The following is a 6,315-nucleotide window of genomic DNA, read 5'->3' as shown; positions in this document are numbered from 1 at the left end:
GCCTCCGTCCGCGCCGCCGCGGCGGGAACGCGCGCCGCGGCCGCGCCGCAAGCGGCACTATTTCCGCTGGTTCCTGGTGTTGCTGCTGGTGCTCGTGCTGGCCGCGATCGGTGCCGTGATCCAACTCGACCGATCCCTGACCCGTATCCCCGCTTTGGCGAACTACGCCGAGCGCGTCGGGGACACGCCGGGCACCAACTGGCTGCTCGTCGGTTCCGACGGCCGCGCGGGTCTGTCTCCCGAGCAGGAACAGGAACTCGCCACCGGCGGCGAGGTCGGGCCGGAACGCACCGACACGATCATGCTCGTGCACGTCCCGAAGTCGGGTAAGGCGACGTTGGTCAGCCTGCCGCGCGACTCGTACGTCAGCATCCCCGGCAACGGCAAGGACAAGCTGAACGCCGCCTTCGCGATCGGCGGCGCGCCGCTGCTCGTACAGACCGTCGAGATCGCCACCGGTCTGCGCATCGACCACTACGCGCAGATCGGTTTCAGTGGTTTCGCCGGCGTGGTCGACGCACTCGGCGGCATCGACGTATGCCTGCCCACCGCCATCGACGACCCGCTGGCCGGGATCAATCTGCCCGCCGGCTGCCAGAAACTGACCGGCCCGGAGGCGCTGGGTTTCGTGCGCAGCCGCGCGACCGCGCTGGCCGATCTGGACCGGATGAACAACCAGCGCATCTTCATGTCCGCCCTGCTGAAGAAGGCGACAAGCGCTGCGACACTGGCCAATCCGTTCAAGCTCTGGCCCTTGGCCTCGGACACCGTCAAGTCGCTGAAGGTCGACAACGGGGACCACATCTGGAACCTGGGTCAGCTCGGATGGGCGCTGCGCGGCGACACGGTGGCCACGACGGTGCCGATCGGCGGCTTCGACGACACCGCGAGCGGCAACGTGCTGCTCTGGGACAAGAGCAAGGCGAGCGGGTTCTTCGAGGCGCTCGCGAAGGACCAACCGATCCCGGAGGATCTGCTGACCAGGTAACGTCGATCACATGGCCGACACCGACGAGTCGTTCCCTGGTCTGCTGCGCGAGCAACTGCACCGCGGCTTCACCGCCGCCCAGCAGTATCTGGCCGCCGCCGTGTACTTCGATTCGAATCGGTTGCCCCAGTTGGCTAAACACTGTTACGCGAAGTCCGCCGAGCAGCGCGCGCACGCGCTGCGAATGGTCCAGTATCTGCTCGATCGCGATCTGGAGATCCGGATCGGCGGACTGCACGAGGTCCGTTCCAGCTTCGAATCTCCGCGTGCCGCAATAGCTTTCCTGCTGGACGACGAGCAGAACCGGAGCACGCAGATCACCGGGCTGGCGCGGGCGGCCCGCGAATCGGGCGACTATCTCGGCGAGCGGTTCATCCAATGGTTCCTCAAGGAACAGGTGGCAGACGTCGCCCGGATGACCACGTTGCTGGCCGTGATCGACCGCGCGGCGGGCGACTTGTTCGATGTCGAACAGTTCATTGCGCGCGAGTTAAGGGCGCCCCAACGCGTCGATACCGCAACCCCGAAAATGGCAGGCGCAGCAAAGAATTAATTAGGCAATACTAGCCTCAATAAGGTTGCACTTGGATGACACGCGCGTTGACCAGCGCTAATGTCACCTCTATGTCCAGCCATCCGGAGTCCCCGCGCAGCAAATTTCACGGCTTGCTTCACGATCAGATCAGGCATGAATTCAATGCCGAACATCAATACATCGCTATCGCGGTGTGGTTCGACAATGCCGATCTGCCCCAGTTGGCCAAGCGGTTCTACGCGCAGGCGGTCGAAGAGCGTAATCACGCGATGATGATCGTGCAGTACTTCCTCGATCGCGATATCAGCGTCGACCTCGCCGGGATAGACGCCGCGAAATCCAAGTTCGAGAATGTGCGCGAACCGATCGCGCTGGCCCTCGCCCAGGAGAAGACGGTCACCGACCAGATCATCCAACTGGCGAGCACGGCCCGCGAAGAGGGCGACTACCTCGGCGAACAGTTCATGCAATGGTTCCTGAAGGAGCAGGTCGAGGAGGTCGCCAATATGACCACCCTGCTCAATATCGCCGATCGCGCCGGGTCGAACCTGTTCGACCTGGAAGAGTTCATCGCGCGCGAAATGAGTGGTCCGAGTGACGCTTCCGGTGCGCCGGCGGCCGCGGGCGGCACCGTCTGATCGGCTCGCTGCGATAAGCGACAAGGCCCAGCTCTTCGCGACGAGCTGGGCCTTTTGCCATTCCCTGCGCTAGCTGGCGCTCAGCGTGCTGATCAAGGACGTGATGATCTTCAGGATCTGCTCCATTGGCGTGCCTCATTCCTCATCGTTTCGGTGAGACTGCCCTCACCTGCACCAGTCTTCGGTGTCAGAGGAGAACCTAACGGAGCAGCAAGCATTCAGTTGGATTTTGACTGAAATCAATCCGCTTAATTCGTCAGCGCAGGGTGACTTGGCGCGAGCGCAGACCGTCGCGCGAACGACGCTCGTCGGCGGTCAGCGGCGCGTCCGTGGCGAGCGCCTCGGCCAGCCGGGCGCCGAATTCCTCGGCGGGCTTGGTCCATTCGTCCGCGTGCCGTTCCCGATCGAGGTCGAACACCGGGACGAGCACGCCGTGCGTGCGGAACGAACCGGCGAACCGGGAACCCTCACCGAGTTGCAGTCCGCCCGCGGCGTGCAGCCGGGCCAGCGCCAGCATCAGGTCGTCCTCGTTCTCCGGGCGGACCCAGCGGATATGCGCCTTCTCGCCGGCATCCACCCACCACGCCGCACCGGCGGTGTCCGGCGCCAGCGCGATCCGCGCCGACGGCATGATCGCCTGCTTGGCCTGTTCGATGGTCGCGGCCACCTGCGCATCGGGCTGCACGCCCTCGGGCACCCACCAGTCGAAGTCCTGGTGCACCGTGAGATCCAGGGCGGCGCCCGGATCGATCACGTCGGCCAACCGCGGGCCGCCCGCCACGCTCTCCACCGACGACAGCGAGTCGCCGGGCTCGGCGGACTGCGTCCACAGGATGGCGGCGGCCAGGTCGGCGCCCGCGTCGGCGCTCTGGAACTGCGTTTGCGCACCGACGAATCCGGTCGGCGGCTCACCCGCGCGCGCCAGCGCGGCGACCGCGCCGGGGAGCACGGTGGCGAGCACGACCGGACGTTCGGCCGCGACGCTCGACGCCAGCTTCAGCTCGGCGGTCGCCGACGGCACGAACTCGCGCAGCGCGACCAGATCGCACTCCGCGGCCAGCCCCTCGAAGGGACGCGTGACGGTCTGCGCCGCCTGCTCCTGCGCGGCCTTCCGCTCGGCGAGACGCTGGGCCCGGTTCCCGCCGGGCTTAGGACTGTTGCGCTTGCTCTTACCCACGGGGGGTCAACCTACAGGGTGTGCCCGCCGACACCCCGCGCGCCACGTCGGCGAATCCCACCCGGGCCCACCGCCGCGCCCCCGGCGTCCGAATAACCAACGCATCCAACAAGGTTCGCCACCCTGATCGCCCCGCACGCCCCGACCCGCCCGCCTACCCCCGGCAACCGCCGTTCACCGGGGTATACAACCTGCTCGGTTCACCGGCTATCGCCTCTGACAGGACCGACCCACCCGACATGAGTAATCGCCTTCTGCCACACAACCAAGCATCCGAGCTCGACCCGGGGGTAGCAGCACGGCACCGCCGATTGTCCCCACCCCGAATCCCGTTGAGCGCGAGGCGCTTCCGGACATACGGTCACCCACTGCCGGGCAGGATTGCGTGCGGCCGAGTCTGAGCACGCGGCGCGTCCCGACGAGCGGTCACCCACTGTCGCGCACGGTTAGCGCGCGGCCAAGCCTGAGCAGGCGGCGCTTCCTGGCAAGCAGTCACACCGTGCCGCGAACGGTGTGCACGTGCTCGGGTTGAACGCGCTACCGCGCAGGGTTTGCGTGCGGCCGGGCTCAGGCGCACAGCGAGCAGGTCGCACCTCGACACAGGCGGTTGGCGTGGGACGGGCATGAGCGCGCGGCGCTTTCCCGCGAGCGGTCGCAGCCTGCCACAGGCGGTTTGGCGTGCGGTCAGGACTGAGCGCGCGGCGCGTCCAAGCGTGCGGTCAGGCGCTGCCGAGGAGGGTTTTGGTGCGGCCGGGGTGGTTGGTGGCGACCCAGCTGACGCCGAGGTCGGCGCAGAGGCGGACGTCGTCGGGGTCGTCCACGGTCCAGCAGTAGGTGGCGCGGCCGGCGGCGGCGGCCTTGTCGACCAGCTCTGGGTGGTCACGCAACGTTTTCACCGACGGTCCGACCGCGGTCGCGCCGACCGTCGTCGCGGCGCTGCCGCCGAGGTAGCGGGAGGATTCACCGAGCAGCACGGTCGGCAGCAGCGGCGCGGCGCGGCGGATCCGCCAGACCGCGGTCGCGGCGAACGACATCACCACCGCGCGGGAGTGATCGGCGGACGCGGGCGTCGCGATGCCGAACCGCTGCAGCTCGGCGAGCAGCTTGTTCTCCACCAGCGCGCCGTAGCGCACGGGATGTTTGGTCTCGATGAACAGTTTGGTCGGCCTGCTGCGCCAGTCCAGGACGAGGGTGATCAGCTCGCTGAGCGTGAGCACCGGCGACGGTTCGCCGTCCGCGCCGAAGTCGAGTTCCTTCAGTTCGTCCAACGTCATCTCGCTGACCAGGCCGGTGCCGGACGAGGTCCGGTCGACGGTGCGGTCGTGCACGCACACCAGATGCCCGTCCCTGGTCAGCCGGACGTCGCATTCGACGCCGTCCGCGCCTTCCTGCAGCGCCAATTCGTATGCGGCGAGCGTGTGTTCGGGACGCGCCGCCGAGGCGCCCCGATGCGCCACGACGAACGGCGCGCGACTGCCCTGGCTCACTTGGCCATAACCTCCTCGTGCTCACGGTCCACTGCACCGTCGGGCGGGTTCTGCGGTTCGGTGTCCGCGGCGACGGGCTGCTCGACGGTAGCGGGTGCGCCGCGGCCGCCGGGCTGCACGGGTTCGATCACCGGTACGGGCGGGTCGACGGCGATCACCCAGCGGCGCGCGATCCGGCTGTGGCCGAACGCGTCTCGCTCCTCGATCGCGCGCAGCATGGTGAGGGTGAGCAGCGCGACCGCGGCGGCGACCAGGTCGGTCAATGCCGTGAACAGCACGCCGTCGGCCTTGACCTGCAACGAGTCCGCGGTCCGCCAGTACAGCGCGGCCACCGCGACGAGGCCGCCGACTACCCAGGCCGCCCACCAGATCCGGATCGCCCGCACCGCCCGCGGATCGTCGCGCTCGGTGACGATCTCGGTCAGGAAGATGCCCGGCCACACCAGGTTGACCACCGGCACGACGCAGCCGAGCACGAGCATGCGCACCGACCGCGGCTCGCCGCGACCGGCCTGCTCGAAGACGGTTCGCCGGGTCCGGATCAGCCAGCCGACCATCGCGAGCGCACTGATCAGCGCGAGCAGCAGGGCCAGCAGCGCGGCGCCGACGACGAACGCATCGGAGGCGAACAGCAGCGCGGGGTGGATCAACCGGGTCCGGTTGCGCAGCAGCAACAGATAGCGCAGCAGCTCGGCGAGCGCCGCGAGTCCGAACACGACCGCGGTGGTGATCAGCAGGGTCGGCACCTTGCGGGTCAGCTTCGCGAACGGCAGCGCCGCAGCGGCCGGCTCCCGCGGCGGCTGGTCGAGCAGACCCCAGCGCGGGATCTGGGTGTAGCGCGGGGTCGCGGTGGCGGCGGGCCGGGCACCGGAACTCTTGCGCAGGCGGTGATCGGGTCGGCGCGCCACCCACCGGTAGTTACGGCGTTCGGCGGGAGCGTCGATCGGCGCGGGCGACAGCAGCACGCCGCGGCAGCGCGGGCACCAGTGCATCGGAGTCGACTGCACGGCCCATCGCGCACCGCAACGCGCACAAGGTTGGACAACCGTACTCATCGCACCTCAGCTCTCCCTCAGTAGATCTTCGCCTGGTGGTCGCCGTCCGCGATCAGCGGGCGTCCGGCCTGCTGCCACGCCACCATGCCACCGCGGACCTGAATCGCTTCGAAGCCGATGTGCGTGAGGTATTCGACCACCTGGAGAGAACGGCCGCCTTGCCGGCAGATGACGTAGAGGTCGACGTCGAACTCCAGTTCGTCCACCCGGGCGGGCACGTCGACCATCGGGATGTGGATCGCGCCGGGCGCGTGTCCGAGCTGCCATTCGTCCTCTTCGCGCACGTCGAGCAGGATCGCCCGGGTGGGGTCCGCCGTGGTCGGCGCGGCGCGGTCGAAATCGCTCGGCAGCGCGTCCACCGGAACAGAGGGAACATGGGGACTCGTCACGGTTTCGATCCTGCCATGGGCGCGCGGGGACCGCGCAGTTCCGGCT

The 6,315-nt window shown here is 68.3% G+C and carries 7 protein-coding genes; 3 read left to right on the top strand and 4 right to left on the bottom strand.

The genetic code is table 11. The features are described 5' to 3' along the window. The 3 genes from NBRGI_RS00925 to NBRGI_RS00915 all read left to right on the top strand — a co-directional run. Positions 1-988, top strand: a 988-nt coding sequence (locus NBRGI_RS00925) for an LCP family protein (RefSeq protein ID WP_029892329.1), incomplete at its 5' end; no start/stop codon positions are given. A gap of 10 nt (positions 989-998) precedes the next feature. After that, positions 999-1,541: a ferritin gene (locus NBRGI_RS00920; protein ID WP_029892328.1), complete on the top strand. Its 543-nt coding sequence runs from the start codon at positions 999-1,001 to the stop codon at positions 1,539-1,541. Positions 1,542-1,612: 71 nt separating this feature from the next. After that, the gene (locus tag NBRGI_RS00915; protein WP_029892327.1) at positions 1,613-2,161 is read left to right on the top strand and encodes a ferritin; all 549 of its coding nucleotides are present in this window, start codon (positions 1,613-1,615) and stop codon (positions 2,159-2,161) included. 256 nt (positions 2,162-2,417) lie between these two features. On the opposite strand, the gene NBRGI_RS00910 is transcribed toward NBRGI_RS00915, so the two are convergent. From NBRGI_RS00910 to NBRGI_RS00895, 4 genes are all read right to left on the bottom strand, one after another. Beyond that, complete coding sequence (locus tag NBRGI_RS00910) at positions 2,418-3,338, bottom strand: DUF5926 family protein (protein WP_029892326.1); 921 nt, start codon at positions 3,336-3,338, stop codon at positions 2,418-2,420. A gap of 719 nt (positions 3,339-4,057) precedes the next feature. Next, positions 4,058-4,825, bottom strand: coding sequence for a glycerophosphodiester phosphodiesterase (locus NBRGI_RS00905; RefSeq protein ID WP_029892325.1), 768 nt, complete (start codon positions 4,823-4,825; stop codon positions 4,058-4,060). Further along, on the bottom strand, positions 4,822-5,817 hold the full coding sequence (locus tag NBRGI_RS00900) for a DUF4328 domain-containing protein (protein WP_235210804.1): 996 nt from the start codon (positions 5,815-5,817) through the stop codon (positions 4,822-4,824). Before NBRGI_RS00900 ends, NBRGI_RS00905 begins: the two co-directional genes overlap by 4 nt. A gap of 80 nt (positions 5,818-5,897) precedes the next feature. Further along, the gene (locus NBRGI_RS00895; RefSeq protein WP_029892323.1) at positions 5,898-6,269 is read right to left on the bottom strand and encodes a rhodanese-like domain-containing protein; all 372 of its coding nucleotides are present in this window, start codon (positions 6,267-6,269) and stop codon (positions 5,898-5,900) included. Between the last annotated feature and the right edge of the window lie 46 nt (positions 6,270-6,315).

This window comes from Nocardia brasiliensis IFM 10847 (genome assembly GCF_000710915.1).
GTDB lineage: Bacteria > Actinomycetota > Actinomycetes > Mycobacteriales > Mycobacteriaceae > Nocardia > Nocardia brasiliensis_A.
This window is presented reverse-complemented; position numbering and strand designations above follow the sequence as displayed.